The following is a 15,383-nucleotide window of genomic DNA, read 5'->3' as shown; positions in this document are numbered from 1 at the left end:
CGAACGAGATGTGACATACGGTATCTCAGACGTCAGAATATGCAACGTCACTTCGAGCAACGCGAGGACTTTGATGGAACACAGCGTGATCATCGGTGCCAGCGCCGCCGGCGTCTCGGCCGCGGTTGCGATGCGTTCACGCGGGTATGGCGGACGCATCACTCTTGTCGACCGAGACCCACGCCCGCCCTACGAGCGGCCCCCGCTCTCGAAGATGGCGGACCGCACACTCCGGCCGATCGTCCCGCCGAGCCAGTTCGCGGACCTCGACATCGACCTGCGGCTCGGCTGTGAGGTTCACTCGATTGAGGCGTCTACGCGAACCCTCTACTTCGCGGGGCACGACTCCGAGCAGGTCGACGCACTCTTGCTCAGCACCGGTGTTGCCGCACGACGGCTGCAGGTACCCGGCGCCGACCTCGCCCACATTCACGTACTGCGAGACGCCTCCGACGCCGAGCTCGTGGCGGATCGAATCGCCCGCGGCGGCCCGATCGCAGTCGTCGGGGCAGGGTTCATCGGCCTAGAGATCGCTGCACTCGCTCGCGAGCGCGGGCTCGACGTCACCGTCATCGAAGTGGGCCAACGACCGCTCCAAACACTCGACGCCGCCATCGGCCTGCGGATGCTTGAACTCCACGAGGACCGAGGCGTCCGGTTCCACCTCGGGAGGACCGTGCACCGCTTCGAAGGGGACGGCGCCGTCGACCGACTCGTGCTCGACGATGGCACTCGGATCTCGGCGTCCACGGTGATCGTCGGCGTAGGGGTCGAGCCACGAGTCGAGTTGGCCCAGGCCGCCGGAGTGCACACCGACAGGCAAGGCATCGTCGTCGACAGTTACGGCCGCACGAACGTGCCATGGATCTATGCGGCGGGAGACGTCGCCAGTCAACCTCATCCCCACCTCGTCGCCGGACCGGGGAGGATCGAGCACTGGGACGTCGCTCTGAAGCATGGCGCCGCAGTCGGCGCGACGATGGCCGGGCACCCGACCACGTTCACGGAGACGCCTTATGTCTGGTCGGACCAGTTCGGACTGACGTTCCAGATGTTTGGCCGGCCGACGCTGACCGACGACCTCCTTCTTCGGCGCGACTCGACTTCGAAGTCTTACCTGGGCTTCTGGATTCGCGACGGGGTCGTTGTCGCGGTGTGCGGCTTGGACCGCCAGCGTGACCTCGGTGCAGCGCGGCGCCTCGTCGGGCTGCCCGTTGGAACGCACCGTGACGCGCTTATCGATGACCGCGTCGAAGTCCGGAGCCTGACCAAGGCCATGACGCGCGGCTGAAGCCGCGAGCAACCGAAGAGAGGTGTGAGGACCAAGTGACTTGGAGTAGGGCGTGCAGCACGTCCGACATTGAGGAGGGCGAGGGTTTCCAGCTCGCGCGGGAGAACCCGATCGCCCTGTTCAACGTCGATGACGAGTACTTCGCGATCGATGACACCTGCACACACGACGACTCATCCCTGGCTGACGGGTACGTCGACGGTGACGTCGTGGAGTGCGCATGGCACTTCGCCAAGTTCTGCATCAAGACCGGCGAAGTGCTCAGCCTTCCGGCCACCTGCCCCGTCGCGACCTACGCCGTAAAGGTCGAGGGCAACGACGTCTTCGTCGACATCCCCGACTGAGCCAACTACCGACCCAAGGAGTTCGCACGCCATGACCCAGACAGACCTGACGTCAGCAGTCACATTCGAGAACACGAGCAAGATCGTTCGCACCCCCGACTACGAGATCCAGGTCAACGAGACGGGCGAAGGCCATCCAGTCATCCTGATCCACGGAACCGGTGCGGGCGCGACTGGTTGGTCCAACTTCGCACCCAACATTGGTCCACTCTCGGAGCGCTTCCGCGTCGTCGCAGTCACCATGCCGGGTTGGGGCGAGTCGAGCCGACAGACGGTGGAGTCAGGCTTCGACCAGGGCGAGGCTCTTAAGCAGCTGATGGACGCGCTCGACATCGAGCGGGCCGCAATCGTGGGCAACTCGATGGGAGGTGGAGTCGGCATCATCATGACGGCGCGCTGGCCGGAGCGCATCTCCCATCTGATCACCATGGGGTCCGGCGTTTGGGGCGTCAACGTCCTGACGCCGGCCGGGTTGACTGAAGGCCTCAAGGTCCTCTTCGAGGCGTACCAGGACCCGTCGCCGACGAACTTCAAGCGACTGGTTCAGGTGATGTGCTTCGACCCGACCTTCGCTACCGACGAACTCGCCCAGGAGCGCTCCCGCGCTGCCCTGGCCCACCCCGAACACCTCCACGACTGGCTGGAGCGCATGAAGGCCGGGCTCGGCCAAGAGGCCTTGATGTCCGCGGCGGCGGCGCTGCCGACCTCTAGCGTGCCGGCCCTCATCATTCACGGCCGCGACGATCGGACCGTCCACTGGGAGGTAAGCCTCCGGGCAATGTCCATGATCCAGAACTCCCGGATGGTTCTGCTCAATCGCTGCGGTCACTGGGCACAACTCGAGCATGCCGCCGAGTTCAATCGGCTGGTCACCGAATTCGTCACGAACCACTGAGAAGACGCGGAGAAGGACTCGCAACGTGCACGGACTCAAAGATCGCGTCGTCCTGATCACCGGCGGCGGCTCTGGCGTGGGGCGGGCCATCGTGGATCGCTTCCTCGAAGAGGGCGCACGGATCGTGGTCCTCGAACGAGACCGCGACAAAGTCGCCTCCCTCGAGGCCATCGGCAGCCGCGACTTGCTCGCGGTGCCCGGAGACGTCACGTCCTACGCCGACAACGAGCGTGCCGTGGCTGCCGCCGTGGACATATTCGGGCGCCTCGACGTGTTCATTGGAAACGTCGGAATGTGGGACTTCAGCCGCAACCTGCTGGACCTGTCACCCACTGAGCTCGAGGAAGGGTTCCGTGACCTCTTCGCGGTGAACGTGCTGGCCTATCTGTTCGGAGCGAGAGCCTCAGCTGCCGCGTTGAAGGAATCGCGCGGTTCCTTGATCCTCACGCTCTCCAATGCATCCTTCTACCCACAGGGCGGTGGTGTCCTCTACACCGCGACAAAGCATGCCGGTCTTGGCGTGGTGAGGCAGCTGGCCTACGAACTGGCTCCCGAGGTGCGGGTCAACGGAGTGGCCCCCGGCGGTATGGCGACGAACCTGAGCGGGCCCAAGTCGCTCGGCCTCGCCGAGCGGCAGATCCGGGACGTTCCCATTCAGGACTACCTGGAGAAGTACACCGCATTGAAGAGAGCGGTCGTGCCCGCCGACTACGTCGGTGCATACGCGTTGCTTGCCTCACAAAGCGACGCGCTCACAGTCACCGGAACTGTCTTTGACATCAGCGCGGTTGGCACTCCGCGCCGCCCCGAGTGAGGGCGTCAGGACCCGTTCCATTCACCGGAATGCCGTCGTTGGGCGTTCCACACGCCCTTCTTAGGTTTCATCATGCGTCACAACCTCGCTCATGAACGGTCACGGCAGGAGGAATGATGGTTTCGCCCAAGTTCACAACCCTGCCTGACGTCGTACACGAGGTTCAGGGACACTTGGATCTCGGCAATTGCTATGTTCCCGCACCGCCGGGGCTTGGGTCCGGCCACCCTCCCTCTGCAACTCGCCCGTTCACGGCGCCGTCAGAACGGCACGTTGCCGTCTCTCGCGAAGTAGTTCGGCCCTGCGAGCCGCCTGAGAGCCGCCCCTTCGTAACGCGGAGGCTCAACGGTCGCCGCTCGGCGTGCCAGATGGAAGCGACCAACATGGTTCAGTCGAAAGTAGAGGGGGATCAGTCGGCGTCCGAAGCGGCGACGACCAACGTGACCGCCGCGGATCAGCCCTCGTGGCGACATTGGCATCCTCAGCACCGACAGGTAGACACCAGATGAACCTTTATCACGACGTTCGCACGGTTCACGTGGTGCGCATCGCGGACACAGAGGTCGAGATCTTCTCAACTGCTGATGAAGCTCGGCGGTATGCCCAATGCAAACGTGGTGCAACGGTGCTGGAACGGACAGTGCGGGACTCGTTCGGTGAGGCCAGAGTCGTCTATGAGCGCCGGGTGCATATCGTCGAGGGAGTCGTCAGGCGCGACGCCACCACGGAGGAACCATTTTTCACCACCGACGGCGACTCTTGGATTCAAGCCGCAGACGTTGAATCGTTCGAAGCCAAGGACCACCGCTGGACAATTGTGGGACTGGGAACCGACCGCCACAGGCTGGACGAGCTCATCGAACTCGAAGTCGAGCGTCTGACTTCAAACTGCCGTGCGGCCCCTTCGCAAACCTAAGTTCAGATGACGCGCGCCCCCGGCTGAGCGCCGATACGGGCCGGCCGCCCGAACCGAGATCGCGATGCCGCAGGCCGAACCCCAGCCGCGCGATCAGGTGAACCCGCTCGATGTGCTCACCGCCCACGCGGGCCCCGTCGATGACCAGCAGTGGCGTGGCGCTCGGGCAGAGGACGACCACACGATGGGACACTGCCGCGGGAATCCGGTGGAGCATCGGGTTCCTCACGTTCAACCGAGCGAGTTGGTCGCCATCGCGGCGGCACCGATGACCCCGGACCATACCGAGGCGGCCGCGGCGGTCCCCCTAAGTCGGAATAGCGGCGGGACTGTTCCGACTTGGTCGGTCGCTCGTTCGTCGCCGCGTCCGCCGTGGCGACGGAGGAGTCCCGGGTGACGGCCTCACGTCTGGCGGCCATGCGGGAGCAATGGACGACGGCGGCGGGCAAGCCGCGCACTGGAAGCGCTGCTCGAAAGATCCTCGACCAACTCCTGATCGAACCCGTCTTCTCCGCCAACGAGGCTGAGGAGCGGGTCGGTGGAGCGCAGTCGAGCATCTACGCCGCCATCAACCGTCTGCACGAAGCAGGCGTGATTCGGCCGCTGACCCAGCGCACACGCAACCAGATCTGGGTCGCGGCCTCGTTGGCGGCCGAGCTCGACGACTTGGGTGTGCGCATCGCCGACCGCGCCCGCGCGTGAGCCGGATGACATTCGCTGGCCCCCGACCCCCTTCCTCTGGTCAACTACTCCAGGGTGAACAGACGTTCACCCCGACCTGACGACTGCGAAGGGCCCCTGTGACAGCGCCGACCATTGCCTCCTCGACGCAGACCCAGGTGGCCGGCGACCAGCCACGCGGCAACTCCACGCTCGTCGTCACGACGCTCTCGCTGTGCGGCATCGTGGTCGCGCTCCAGCAGACGCTCCTCCTGCCGCTGCTTCCGCATCTGCCGCAGCTCCTCGACACGACACCGGACAGCGCGTCGTGGCTGGTGACCGCCACGCTGCTGACCGGTGCGATCTCCACGCCCTCGGTCGCTCGGCTCGCGGACATGTACGGCAAGCGCCGCATGATGGTGCTCGCGCTCGGGGTCTCCGTCCTCGGCTCATTGCTCGGGGCCATGAGCCACGCCGTCCCTCTCCTCATCGGCGCCCGCGCCCTTCAGGGCGTCGGGATGTCGCTGATCCCCGTGGGGATCGCGATCATGCGCGACGAGCTGCCGCGCGAGCGGGTCCCGCTGGGCGTGGCGCTGATGAGCGCCACCCTTGCGATCGGCGCGGGAGTCGGCCCGCCCCTGTCGGGGTTGATCTCCGAGCACCTCGACTGGCACGCCATCTTCTGGCTCACCGCCGTGGTGGGGTCCCTCCTGCTGGTCGCCGCGATGAAAGTGCTGCCGGAGTCGCCGGTGCGAACCAAGGGCACGTTCGACCTGCGCGGAGCGGTCCTGCTCTCGGTCGCGCTGACCGCGATCCTGCTCACCCTGTCCAAAGGCGAGAAGTGGGGATGGACGTCCCCCACCACCATCACCGTGGCCGCGCTGGGACTCGTCCTGCTCGCCGTGTGGGCACCGCTCGAGCTGCGCACGCCCGGCCCGCTGGTCGACCTGCGCGTCGCGGGCCGGCGCCCCGTGCTGCTGGTCAACTCCGCCTCGGTGCTGGCCGGGTTCGCGATGTTCGCGAACATGCTGCTCACGACCCAGTTCCTCCAGATGCCGACCTCGACCGGCTACGGCCTGGGTCTCGACCCCCTGCAGACCGGCCTGTGGATGGTGCCCAACGCCGTCGCCTTCGGTCTCATGGCGCCGGTCTCGGCGTGGCTGACCCGACGGTTCAGCCCGCAGATCACGATGTTGGCCGGGGCGACGGTCATGAGCATCGCCTACGTCGCGCGGGTCTTCCTCAGCGACAGCCTCGCCCAGGTCGTGATCGGCTCCGTCGTCGTCGGCATCGGGACGGCGATGGCGTACGGCGCCATGCCGACCCTGATCATGCGCGCTGTGCCGGTCACCGAGACGGCCTCAGCCAACGGACTCAACGTGCTGCTGCGCTCCCTGGGCACCTCGACGGCCAGTGCCGCGACCGCGGCCATCACCACGACCCTGATCGTCACCGTTGGCGGAGAGCAGTATCCGAGCCTGACCGGCCTGACCGTGCTCTTCTGGATAGCCGCCGCCACGGCGTTCGGGGCCGCCCTGCTCGGGATCCCCATGCTGCGCATCCGCGAGTTCGGCGACGAGCCCGCGCGCACCGGATCCATCGCCACCGCCCGTCCGGCGAAGGTCGTCCGCGGCCAGGTGCTCGACCCCTCCGCGCACCCCGTCAGGACGGCCGTGGTCACCGTGCTGACCCCCGATGGTGAACCCGTCGACTGGGGCCAAGCCGACTCCGAGGGCCGGTTCACCGCAGCGATCCCGGCCGCAGCCGACTATCTGGTCGTCACCGCCGCCGAAGGCTGGCAGCCGCGCTCCCGCATCATGGCCCTCGACAGCGACGTGCCGTTGCCGCCCATCGTGCTGCGCCACCGGCTGACGCTCAGCGGGGTGATCACGGACGACCATGGTCGCCCGGCCAGCGATGCCCTGGTGGTCCTCACCCGGCAGACCGGCGAGATGGTCGACTCGATCCGGACCGACCACGACGGGCGCTATGAGATCCCCCGCCCCGCCAACGGCCGCTATGTCCTCACCGTCGTCGACCCCAGTGGAGCCCTCGGCGCACGCCCGGTCACGATCTGGGAGGCGGCCCGCAGCGTCGACCTGACCCTCGGGACACCGCTCGCGTGAGCAGCGACGTACACCCGGCATCGTCGGTCGAGACCGCGGGCTCACGGCGTGCCATCGAGCAGGCCGCCCGCGAGCTCTTCGCCGAACGGGGGTTCAACGAGGTCACGATCCGCGACATCGCCGCCCGGGCGAAGGTCTCACCAGCCCTCGTGATGAAGACGGCCGGCAGCAAGCAGGCCCTCTACCAGCAGACCGCGACGATCGACCCGCCCGCTCTCCCCGACGTCCCTCGATCTCGTCTGGGGGCCGCGCTGGTCTCCGAGATCATCGACCGACACCGACGCGGCGAGATCGAGCACCTCGGCCGAGCGCTGCTGCTCCACCTGACGTCGCCAGAGCCGGAGGCCATCAGAGTCCGCTTCCTCGCCGGGTACGTCGACCCTCTCGCTGAGGTCCTGAAGGGTCCGGACCCCCGGCGGCAGGCGGAGCTCGTCGTCGCGGCGCTGAGCGGTCTGGTCAGCATGCTGCGCGTCTACCACTCCCCCGCCATCACCGATGACCTCGAGGCCGTGCGCGCGAGCTATGCGCCCGCCGTCCAGCTGCTCATCGACGAGGGCCAGCCGGTTTCACCCGATCGGTGAGAGGGCGCCGCGGGCGCGAGGCCCCAGCCCGAGCGAGGTCGCACTCGCGAGGTCCTCGAGGTCGTCCACGTCGAGCCGCACTCCACCGTCGACCTCGAGGATGGGCACCGATCCCGCGGCTGCGTGAGCGCGCTCGGAACCGGGGCCGTAGCGGGGGGTGAGGAGGTCAGGCCCGACGGCGGCCGAGAGGGTGGTGCCGGTGCCTCGGTGGTCGGGGACGTGGGTACGGTCGAACCAGGCCAGCTGGTCCAGGGCCGCCTCGAGGCTGGCCGTGGTGAGGGCAGGCAGGTCGGCCGGAATGACCACGATCGGCGATGTCGGCGCGTGGGTGATCGCCCAGTCGCGCGCCAGTCGGATCGCGTCGTTCAGCGGGTCGAGCGACTCGCCCGGGGACTCATGCAGCACCACCGCCGACGGAAGGCTGACCGTGGCCTCGGCGAGTTGCGGCTCGGAGGTCACGACCAGGATCCGCGCGACCAGCCGGCTCGCGGCGACGGCGTCGAGGGTGTCCAACGAGACCGCCCGTGCGAACTCGGTCCGATCATCCTCGGCCATCTCGAGTCGCGACTTCGCCTGGGCCCAGGCCTTGACGGGGATCACCGCAGTCCAGGTCGCGGCCGAGCTCGGGCTCTGGTTCGTGCTCATGCCGCAGCTCCCCGAACCGGGCTGTACAACGTCGTCCGTTCGTGAGCCGGGCGGCCTGCGAGGGCCGCCATCTGCTCGAGCTCCTCACGTTCCTTGCGTGAGCCGTTCGTCGAGCCGGCCATCCGGGAGATGGTCTCCTCCATCAAGGTGCCGCCGAGGTCGTTGACGCCGCCGTTGAGCACCTGCGTGCACTGCTCGGGGCCCAGCTTGACCCACGAGCACTGGATGTTGTCGATGAGTCCGTGCAGCCGGATCCGGGCGACGGCGTGGACGGCCCGGTTGTCACGGACGGTCGGGCCGGGCCGGGCGACACCTGCCAGGTAGATCGGTGCGGACTGGTGCACGAACGGGAGCGGCACGAACTCGGTGAACCCGCCGGTGCGCTCCTGCACGCCGGCGATGACCTGCAGGTGGGTGGCCCAGTGGCCCGGGTGGTCGACGTGGCCGTACATCATCGTGGCCGTGGTCGGCAGCCCCACCTCGTGGGCGGTCGAGATGACCTCGATCCACGCACTGGTCGGCAGCTTGCCCTTGGTCAGCACCCAACGGACGTCGTCGTCGAGGATCTCGGCGGCGGTGCCGGGAAGCGAGTCGACACCGGCCTCCTTGACCGCGGTGAGGAACTCGCGCACCGAGAGTCCGGTGCGGGCCACGCCGTTCATGATCTCCATCGGTGAGTAGGCGTGCAGGTGCAGACCCGGCTCGGCGGCCTTCACCGCTCGCGCAAGGTCGACGTAGGCGGTGCCCGGCATCTGCGGGTCGATTCCGCCCTGCATGCAGATCTCGGTCGCCCCCACCGCCGCGGCCTCGTGCACACGGGCGGCGATCTCGTCGAGGGACAGGGTGTAGGCGTCCGCGTCGGTCTTGCGCTGAGCGAACGCGCAGAACCGGCAGCCGGTGTAGCAGACGTTGGTGAAGTTGATGTTGCGGTTCACCACATAGGTGACCACGTCGCCGACCACGTCCCGCCGCATCTGGTCGGCCAACGCGGTCACCGCGTCGAGCTCAGCCCCTTCGGGAGCGGTCAACAGCGCCACGGTCTGGTCGTGGGTCAGGGCGCGGGGCTCACGTTCGGCCTGCCGCAGGGCCGCGGCAACATCGTCATCGAGGCGACGCCCAGCTGCGCCCGGCGCCGCGATCGACGTCGGGGCGGATCGGACCTGGTCGCGCAGCATCGACCAGTCGCCGTAGACGTCGTCGAAGTCGGACCGACGATCGGTGCTGCGTCCGGTCGTGTCGATCTCGACGTGCAGGTCGGCGCGTCCAGAGGTGACCTCGAACCCGCCATCAGGCTCCTGCCACGGCAACCCCACCGGTCGGGCCGCCGGGTCGGCGAGCCCGTCGGGCCCCCGCAACGCCGCGATGTGGGCGTCCAGGCGTGGGTCGACCCAGGGGACGTCGAGGTACGGCGGGTGCGCGGTCAGTCGCTCACGCAGCGCGAACCCGGCCTTTTCACACAGCGCCGTCAGCCGGTCGATCTGCGGCCAGGGGCGTTCGGGGTTGACGTGGTCAGGGGTGAGCGGGCTGATGCCGCCGAAGTCGTCGACCCCGGCCTCGATCAACATCCGGCACTCCGCCAGGTCGACCAGATTGGGCGGGGCCTGGATCCGCACCCCAGGCCCCAGCACGATGCGCGCTGTCGCGATCGCAGCCCGGTACTCGTCCAGGTCGAGGTCATCGGCGTGCCGCATGCCGGTGTCGGACTTGGCCCGGAAGTTCTGGACGATCACCTCCTGGATGGCGCCGTACTGACGCGCGATCCTGCGCAGCTCGAACAGGCTCTCGGCCCGCTCGGTGAGCGTCTCTCCGATGCCGACCAGCACGCCGGTGGTGAACGGGACGTTCAACCGGCCGGCATCCTCGAGGACCCGCAGCCGGACCGCGGGGTCCTTGTCCGGCGACTTGTAGTGCGGCTGGCCCTTGGTCTCGAACAGGCGACGGCTGGTGGTCTCCAGCATCATGCCCATCGACGGCGCGACCGGCTTGAGCCGGGACAGCTCGGTCCACGACATCACGCCTGGGTTGAGGTGCGGCAGCAGGCCTGTCTCCTCCAGCACCGCGATCGCCATCGCCCGCAGATACTCCAGCGTGGAGGCGTAGCCCGCCTCCTCCAGCCACGCCATCGCCTCCGGCCACCGGTCCTCGGGCCGGTCGCCGAGGGTGAACAACGCCTCCTTGCAGCCCAGCTCCGCGCCCTGCCGCGCGATCGCGACCACCTCGTCACGGCTCAGGAACGGCGCCCGACCCTCGGCGGCCAACAGCCGCGGAGTCGTCACGAAGGTGCAGTAGTGACAGCGATCCCGGCACAGATGCGTCAGCGGGATGAACACCTTGCGGCTGTAGGTCACCACCCCCGGACGACCGGCATCGGCCAGACCCGCATCCCGCACACGAGCCGCCACCGCCGTGAGACGGTCCAGCAGCTCACCACGCGCCGCGAGCAGGGCGGTGGCCTCGCCCAGGTCGAGCGACTTGGCCTCCTCAGCGCGGCGTACCGCCCGGGCGATCTCCCGCTCTCCGATCGTCGAGGTGTCCATGCGGTCGGTGGCCGGTTCGGTGGTCATGGGGTCACGCGCTCGCGGCGACGACCGCGGGGACGCCGGTGATGGCGATGCCGGAACGGGTCTTGTAGATCTTGTTGAGGCTGATCAGCACCGCGGTCAGGGGCTCGAGCTTGCGGGTCATCCGCAGGTTGCCGGCATCGACGCCGATCTTCCCCGTCACCGCGGCGGCCAGCTCCATCACCACCGCCTTGGCGTCCTTGTCCTCACCGCAGACCAGGACATCCTCATGGCTCAACAGCTCCGGCGAGGCCCACAACGACATCGCCGCCACATGATGGAAGGCCCCCACCACACGCGCGGTGGGGATCAGGCGCTGGGTCTCCTCGGCGGCACTCTCCTCGAGCATCAGCCCGAATGGACCGGCGCTGTCGAAGCCCAGGGGGTTCACGCAGCTGATCACGATCTTGCCGTCCAATCCGTCGGCCAGATCGGTGACCAGGTCGGTGTGGCCGTTCCACGGGATGGCGAGCAGCACCAGGTCGGCAGCGGCCACCGCCTCGGCGTTGGTCGCCGCTGCGACAGCAGGCACAGGGGCGACGCCGAGCTTGGCGTTGATCTCCTCGGCGGTCGCCGAGGCACGCTCGACGGTGCGCGATCCGATGATGACGCGGTGCCCCGCGAGGGCGAAGCGGTAGGCAAGGCCGCGGCCCTGCGGGCCGGTCCCGCCGACGACGGCGATGACATGAGAGACAGACACGGGTGACTCCAGCAGAGTGAGAGGCCGGGAGCACGCCGAGGCATCGGCATGCTCCATGAACCGCCCGACTACTCTGCGGACGTCAATCAGGGCGAGACCCGCATCGTGGGGCCTCTCGCGGCGTCAATCTAGGCGCCGACGGAAGGGCAGACTACCGCCTGAGTGCCGTCATCGTCTAGAGAGCGCTGGGAGCACGTCGGCGCCGAACCGCTCGATCCACTCCCGCTGGTTCGGGCCGACGTTGTCCAGGTAGATCCGGTCGAACCCCAGATCGATGAACTCCTGGATCCGGGCACGATGGACGTCCGGGTCGGCGCTGATCGTGAGCCGCTGCTCGAACGCGGCCGGGTCCAGATGACGGGCCATCTGCTCGAAGACCCGCGGGCTGCGGATGTCGCCCTTGGTGAACGACATCGCCGCGATCGGCCAGTGCTCGACCGCGTGCGCCAGCGCCAGCTCATCGGTCTGCGCCCAGGACAGGTGCAGGTGCACCACCTTCAACGTCGCGGCGAGGTCACGACCCGCCGCCTTCGCACCCCGGTCGAACCGCTCCAGCACGACCGCGGCCCGGTCGACCGAGGTGCCGATCGTGACGATGCCATCGGCCACCTTCCCCGCGCGCTGCGCGGTCCCCGGACCGCTGGTGGCGACGAGCAGCGGCGGGGCCACCTCGGGCATCGTCCACAGCCGGGTCGACTCCATCCGATAGTGAGTGCCCGAGAAGCTCACCTCTCGGCCGGCGATCGAGCCGGCGAACAGCTTCTTGATCAGCTCGATCGCCTCGAACATCCGGCTGATCCGCTCCGGCGCCTCGGGCCAGTATCCCGCCACGACATGCTCGTTCAGCGCCTCACCATGGCCCACGCCGAACCAGTGCCGCCCCGGATACATCGCCCCCAGCGTCGCCGCAGCCTGAGCCATCGTGGCCGGGTGGTAGCGATAGCCCGGCACCGACATCCCGGGACCGAAGCTCGTCGTCGTCCGCTCGCCCAGCGCCGCCAACACGCTCCACACGAACGGGCTCTCCCCATGCTGGGGCAACCACGGCTGGAAGTGGTCGGTCGCCAGCGTGCCCGTGAACCCATGGGCCTCCGCGTACGCCGCGAGCTCGACCGCCTCGCCCGGGCTCATGCGCTCCAGCGCCGCCGCATAGCCGATCTCCACCGGCAGGGGCATCCCACACCACCTCTCGTCGACCCGCGTCGCGACACGTCGCGATCCGGGCCCATCATGCCGGTCGTCGCTGACGCGAGACGCTGGTGGTCGGAAATGAAGGTCAGCGTTGCTGTAGGCCCTCCCATTCGCGAACGGCACCGGTCTCGATGAGAACCGCGACTTCTGCCTCGGTGAGCCCGCACTCGAGCAGCACCTGGCGCGAATGCTCGCCGTGCATCGGCGACGACTGACGCACGTGCAGCGGCTCCCCATCGAACCAGACCGGTCCCCGCACGACCGGCACCACGCCAAGCGTCGGATGCAGGGCGTTCTCGACCATCCGCAACGCCACTACTTGTGGATCGTCGAAGGCGCCTGCCAGGTCGTGGACAGGACCGGCAGGAACGGAAGCGTCTCGGAAGCGTGCGAGCCACTCCGCGGCCGTCCGCGTGCGAAGGACCCCTTCCAGTTCGCGCCGCAGAGCCATGCGATTCGCGTCACGCCCCGCAGGGTCTCGGAATCGCGGGTCGTCGACGAGGTGAGGGCGCTCGATGATCTCGCAGAGCTTGCCCCACTGCCCGGGCGTTGCCGCCGCCACGTTGATGGGAAGGTCAGCAGTCGGGAAGACGCCGTACGGCGATACGACCGGGTGATCATTGCCAGCCACTCCGGGCGTCTCACCCAAGCTGACCTGACGCTGACCCTGGAAGACGAGCAACGCCATCATGCTCTCGAGCAGCGATGTCTGGACGCGGCGTCCCCCCTCGCCGCCCGCCAGCGCAGCACAGATGCCGAGCGCCGCGAATACCCCCGAAACGAGGTCCGCGATGGGGATTCCGGCACGCACTGGACCGGACTCCGCGGTCCCGGTCAGACTCATGAAGCCGCTCATGCCCTGGGCGACCTGGTCGAAGCAGGCATCATCGCTGAGAGGTCCGACGTGACCGAAGCCGCTGATCGACGCCACCACGACATTCGGCGCCTCGGCACCGAGCCACTCGTCGTCGAGTCCCAGCGCGGCCAGAACGCCCGGACGGAAGTTCTCCACCAGGACGTCGGACGATTGCACCAATCGGCGAAGCAGGGCTCGCCCGGCGGGTGTCCACAGGTCGACAGCCACGGACCGCTTGTTGCGGTTGGCAGCGACGAAGTAGAGACTCTCCTCGCCGTCGAAAGGGCCCCAGCTCCGCACGACATCGCCACCGTCTGCACTTTCGACCTTGATGACGTCGGCGCCGAGATCCCCGAGCAACGCCGTACAGAAAGGCCCGGAGAGTGCGCGCGTGAGGTCTAGTATGCGACGACCGCGCAAGGGCAAGTTCACTTCCGCCATGCCGCCTCCTGAGAATGTGGCGCGACCGTCAACTCGCCGAGTTTCGGATAGGCCCACTCGAGAAAGCCGATGGGGATCCCGGTTCGGCGTGCCACCTCCGCGTGACTGGCACGATCACCCAGGTCCGAGAGTACGTCACCGATCGCTGCGAGCCGACGCTCGTCTCGCGCAGCTCTCAACTGCGCCCGATCCTTGGATCGTGGCCGCCGCGTCCGGCGGGATTGGTACCACGGACCCGACACGTCACGCCCCGATCTGCCCGCACGCGCCGGAGCGATCCCCCACCGCCGGCGGCTCGGCGGACGTCGTGACCACCTCGCCTACCTCCGCGACGTCCAGCCGCATCTGCCGGACCAAAGCATTGACAGAGTCGAACGCGACCATGCCTCGGAGGTGCTTTGCGAACCGCACCTCCACCTCCGCGCCGTAAAGATCAAGGTCGTCCCGATCGAGAGCATGGCTCTCGATGCGCCGCGCACGTTCACCTCTGAAGGTCGGATTGCTCCCAACGCTGATCGCGGCGGGCCACACCTCACCGGTCCGAGAGTCAGTGAGCGTCCCGGCGTATACGCCATCGGGGGGTATCGCCACATCGCGAGGAATGCTGAGGTTGGCTGTGGGGTAGCCGAGCAGGCGACCCCTCCGGTCCCCTTCGACGATCTCGCCGCGGACTGCGAACCAGCGCCCCAAAGCCTCCGTCACACCGGGGATGTCCCCGCGAGCAAGGCGTGTGCGCACCAGCGTGGAGGACCACACCTCTGGGTCGCCTTCGAGGGCCACGACCTCGACACCGAAGCCGTGTTGAGCGCCGAGATCATGCAGCCTCGTCATGCCACCCACGGCACGCTCACCGAAGCTGAAGTCGCCGCCGACAACGACGGCGGACGCGCGGAGCCCATCCACCGCCATGAACTCGGCGAACCAGCCCGGTGACCACGTCACGACATCGCGATCCAACGGAACCACGAGAACTGCGTCGGCACCAGCCGCGTGGAGGAGCTCAGCCCTCATGCGGAGCGGGGTCAGCACCGACCCGCGGCGGTCCGGCAGCAGGGCCGACGGGTGAGGGGCGAAGACCACCGCCACGACCGACTGTCCTCGGTCGTCGGCCAAGCGGCGCGCCCGGCGAATCACAGCCTGATGACCGAGGTGCACGCCGTCGAACTTGCCGACGGCAACGACGCATGCGGTCCGCGGGCAGCCCGTCGACGACCCCAGCTGCGACGGGAACCCAGGCATCCGCTCGGCACGCGGCAACGGGTCGGCCACACCGACCCGTCGTGCCTCACGAACCATCGCAACCGCCTCCCTCCTGGATTGCTGTAGACTCTCCAAGAATCATTCATACCGGTCGGTATGTCA

At 68.0% G+C, this 15,383-nt stretch carries 14 protein-coding genes; 8 read left to right on the top strand and 6 right to left on the bottom strand.

Going from position 1 to position 15,383, the window contains the following annotated elements; genetic code table 11:
* Positions 1 to 73 precede the first annotated feature (73 nt).
* The 8 genes from ACYQ1K_RS11200 (at position 74) to ACYQ1K_RS11165 (ending at position 7,627) form a co-directional block, all read left to right on the top strand.
* Positions 74 to 1,291, top strand: coding sequence for an NAD(P)/FAD-dependent oxidoreductase (locus ACYQ1K_RS11200; RefSeq protein ID WP_459983063.1), 1,218 nt, complete (start codon positions 74 to 76; stop codon positions 1,289 to 1,291).
* A 35-nt stretch (positions 1,292 to 1,326) separates the two neighbouring features.
* Positions 1,327 to 1,635 (top strand): bifunctional 3-phenylpropionate/cinnamic acid dioxygenase ferredoxin subunit, encoded by a 309-nt coding sequence (locus ACYQ1K_RS11195; RefSeq protein ID WP_459983062.1) that lies wholly within the window; start codon positions 1,327 to 1,329, stop codon positions 1,633 to 1,635.
* 31 nt (positions 1,636 to 1,666) lie between these two features.
* The gene (locus ACYQ1K_RS11190; protein ID WP_459983061.1) at positions 1,667 to 2,530 is read left to right on the top strand and encodes an alpha/beta fold hydrolase; all 864 of its coding nucleotides are present in this window, start codon (positions 1,667 to 1,669) and stop codon (positions 2,528 to 2,530) included.
* A gap of 25 nt (positions 2,531 to 2,555) precedes the next feature.
* A complete protein-coding gene (gene hcaB, locus ACYQ1K_RS11185; RefSeq protein WP_459983060.1) occupies positions 2,556 to 3,344 on the top strand; it encodes a 3-(cis-5,6-dihydroxycyclohexa-1,3-dien-1-yl)propanoate dehydrogenase in 789 nt (262 codons plus the stop codon).
* A 505-nt stretch (positions 3,345 to 3,849) separates the two neighbouring features.
* Positions 3,850 to 4,260 (top strand): hypothetical protein, encoded by a 411-nt coding sequence (locus tag ACYQ1K_RS11180; protein WP_459983059.1) that lies wholly within the window; start codon positions 3,850 to 3,852, stop codon positions 4,258 to 4,260.
* A gap of 393 nt (positions 4,261 to 4,653) precedes the next feature.
* Positions 4,654 to 4,962, top strand: a complete 309-nt coding sequence (locus tag ACYQ1K_RS11175; RefSeq protein ID WP_459983058.1) for a hypothetical protein — start codon at positions 4,654 to 4,656, stop codon at positions 4,960 to 4,962.
* A 98-nt stretch (positions 4,963 to 5,060) separates the two neighbouring features.
* The gene (locus ACYQ1K_RS11170; RefSeq protein ID WP_459983057.1) at positions 5,061 to 7,046 is read left to right on the top strand and encodes an MFS transporter; all 1,986 of its coding nucleotides are present in this window, start codon (positions 5,061 to 5,063) and stop codon (positions 7,044 to 7,046) included.
* Positions 7,043 to 7,627 carry a TetR/AcrR family transcriptional regulator gene (locus ACYQ1K_RS11165; RefSeq protein WP_459983056.1) on the top strand — a complete coding sequence of 195 codons (585 nt, stop codon included), beginning with the start codon at positions 7,043 to 7,045 and terminating at the stop codon, positions 7,625 to 7,627. Before ACYQ1K_RS11170 ends, ACYQ1K_RS11165 begins: the two co-directional genes overlap by 4 nt.
* Here the strand turns inward: ACYQ1K_RS11165 and cofC are convergent.
* The 6 genes from cofC to ACYQ1K_RS11135 all read right to left on the bottom strand — a co-directional run bounded on the left by cofC (position 7,613) and on the right by ACYQ1K_RS11135 (position 15,317).
* Complete coding sequence (gene cofC, locus ACYQ1K_RS11160) at positions 7,613 to 8,272, bottom strand: 2-phospho-L-lactate guanylyltransferase (protein ID WP_459983055.1); 660 nt, start codon at positions 8,270 to 8,272, stop codon at positions 7,613 to 7,615. The genes ACYQ1K_RS11165 and cofC overlap by 15 nt on opposite strands.
* A complete protein-coding gene (locus ACYQ1K_RS11155) occupies positions 8,269 to 10,836 on the bottom strand; it encodes a bifunctional FO biosynthesis protein CofGH (RefSeq protein WP_459983054.1) in 2,568 nt (855 codons plus the stop codon). Before ACYQ1K_RS11155 ends, cofC begins: the two co-directional genes overlap by 4 nt.
* 4 nt (positions 10,837 to 10,840) lie before the next feature.
* A complete protein-coding gene (gene npdG, locus ACYQ1K_RS11150) occupies positions 10,841 to 11,533 on the bottom strand; it encodes an NADPH-dependent F420 reductase (RefSeq protein ID WP_459983053.1) in 693 nt (230 codons plus the stop codon).
* A gap of 168 nt (positions 11,534 to 11,701) precedes the next feature.
* Positions 11,702 to 12,709, bottom strand: coding sequence for a TIGR03557 family F420-dependent LLM class oxidoreductase (locus ACYQ1K_RS11145; protein WP_459983052.1), 1,008 nt, complete (start codon positions 12,707 to 12,709; stop codon positions 11,702 to 11,704).
* A gap of 100 nt (positions 12,710 to 12,809) precedes the next feature.
* Positions 12,810 to 14,021 carry a CaiB/BaiF CoA transferase family protein gene (locus tag ACYQ1K_RS11140; RefSeq protein ID WP_459983051.1) on the bottom strand — a complete coding sequence of 404 codons (1,212 nt, stop codon included), beginning with the start codon at positions 14,019 to 14,021 and terminating at the stop codon, positions 12,810 to 12,812.
* A 243-nt stretch (positions 14,022 to 14,264) separates the two neighbouring features.
* Positions 14,265 to 15,317 (bottom strand): bifunctional riboflavin kinase/FAD synthetase, encoded by a 1,053-nt coding sequence (locus ACYQ1K_RS11135; protein WP_459983050.1) that lies wholly within the window; start codon positions 15,315 to 15,317, stop codon positions 14,265 to 14,267.
* Between the last annotated feature and the right edge of the window lie 66 nt (positions 15,318 to 15,383).

The organism is Nocardioides sp. AN3, from assembly GCF_054653495.1.
Note: the sequence above shows the minus strand (reverse complement) of the source record. Positions and strands in the feature narration are given on the sequence as shown.

Coding starts and splice junctions, on each gene's coding strand:
- ACYQ1K_RS11200 (WP_459983063.1), top strand. CDS start 74: ATGGAACACAGCGTGATCATCGGTGCCAGCGCCGCCGGCGTCTCGGCC.
- ACYQ1K_RS11190 (WP_459983061.1), top strand. CDS start 1,667: ATGACCCAGACAGACCTGACGTCAGCAGTCACATTCGAGAACACGAGC.
- ACYQ1K_RS11180 (WP_459983059.1), top strand. CDS start 3,850: ATGAACCTTTATCACGACGTTCGCACGGTTCACGTGGTGCGCATCGCG.
- cofC (WP_459983055.1), bottom strand. CDS start 8,272: ATGAGCACGAACCAGAGCCCGAGCTCGGCCGCGACCTGGACTGCGGTG.
- ACYQ1K_RS11155 (WP_459983054.1), bottom strand. CDS start 10,836: ATGACCACCGAACCGGCCACCGACCGCATGGACACCTCGACGATCGGA.
- ACYQ1K_RS11145 (WP_459983052.1), bottom strand. CDS start 12,709: ATGCCCCTGCCGGTGGAGATCGGCTATGCGGCGGCGCTGGAGCGCATG.
- ACYQ1K_RS11140 (WP_459983051.1), bottom strand. CDS start 14,021: ATGGCGGAAGTGAACTTGCCCTTGCGCGGTCGTCGCATACTAGACCTC.
- ACYQ1K_RS11135 (WP_459983050.1), bottom strand. CDS start 15,317: ATGGTTCGTGAGGCACGACGGGTCGGTGTGGCCGACCCGTTGCCGCGT.